The 1491-nt window shown below is 70.8% G+C and carries 1 protein-coding gene; it reads left to right on the top strand.

The genetic code is table 11. From position 1 onward, the window contains the following. Positions 1–46: 46 nt before the first annotated feature. Positions 47–1491, top strand: a 1445-nt coding sequence (locus ACWEQL_RS42405) for an IS701 family transposase (protein ID WP_452156967.1), incomplete at its 3' end; no start/stop codon positions are given.

Genomic DNA, 1491 nt, shown 5'->3' with positions numbered 1-1491 from the left:
CAGGTCGGCAGTATCGGTGAGGAGAGACTTCTTCGGGGGTGCTGTCATGACCGCTCGCGTGCCGTGTCCGCCGGCTCCTGGTCCGCTGGAAGCGTATGCGGTGAGGTTCGACGATCTGTTTCGCTCGTCGGCCCAGCGGCGTGGGTTCCGGGAGTGCCTGACCGGCCTGTTGCTGCCGCGGGATCGGAACAAGACGCTCACGGCCCTGGCCGGGGCCGAGCCGGTGACCGGTGCCCAGCACCCGGCGGTGCAGCGGCTGCAGTTCTTCCTATCCGAGTCGACTTGGAAATTCGAGCAGGTCAACGCCCGCCGGCTGGAGCTGTTGCTCGCGGACCCGGCCACCGCGCCGCACGGCCAGGGCGTGCTGGTCATCGACGACTCCGGGGACCGTAAGGACGGCACCGCGACCGCCCATGTCGGGCGGCAGTGGCTGGGCCGGCTCGGCAAGACCGACAACGGCGTCGTCACGGTGACCACGCTCTGGGCCGACGAGCGCCTCTACTACCCACTGCACGCCCGGCCCTGCACCCCGGCGCACCACTTCCCGAGGAAGCGCAACGACCCCGACTTCCGCACCAGGCCCCAGCTCGCCACCGAGCTGGCCGGCCAGGCCCAGCAGGCCGGGTTCCTCTTCCGGGCGGTGGTGGCGGACTGCGGCTACGGCGACCACGACGAGTTCCGCCACACCCTGCGCGAGGCCGGCCTGCCGTTCGTCATGGCCCTCAAGCCCCGCCGCGGCACCTGGGCCTACAGGGACCAAGCGCACACCCCCGTCGAAGCAGCACGCACCCTGACCTGGACAGATCCCGCGCACCCAGGCGACTGGACGCCGGTTGTCCGCACCTTCCGCGACGGGCACACCGAGACCTGGTGGGCCGCCGACGCCCGCCTCGGAGGCTGGGGCCCGGACGGATTGGCCCGCCTGGTGGTGGCCACCGCCGACCCGGGCACCCTGCCCGAGAAGGCGACCTGGTACCTGGCCACCGACCTGCCCCGTCCCGGCTCACACCCGCCCGCCGACAGCCCACACCCGCCCGCCGACCTGGCCGAACTCGTCCGCCTCTACGGTCTGCGGCACTGGATCGAGCAGAGCTACAAACAGATCAAGGACGAACTCGGCCGGGCCGACTTCCAAGTCCGCTCCGATGTCGCGATCCGCTGCCACCAGACCCTCGTGAACTGCGCGTTCTCGTGCTGTTGGGATGCCTGGTTCGCGGACGAGTCCCCAACGCAGCAACGAGATCAGGCCCAGCCGCCCGAGACCGCCGACGGGCCAGAGAGGGGGCACACCCACATCCCACCAGCCCCAGCCGCCCAGCTGGCCCCGGGCCATCCGCGCGATCCGCGCCTGGCTCGACCCCTGGCACACCCTGCAACGCTACTGGCAGGCCTGGTCGAACACGCCCCCGCCGCCCGAACTCCAAGCCCTCATCGCCTCATTGGCCAGCGGACGAGCCCTCGATCTCTACTTACGGGTTTAACAAACCACCG

Source organism: Kitasatospora sp. NPDC004240, from assembly GCF_053603215.1.
Note: the sequence above shows the minus strand (reverse complement) of the source record. Positions and strands in the feature narration are given on the sequence as shown.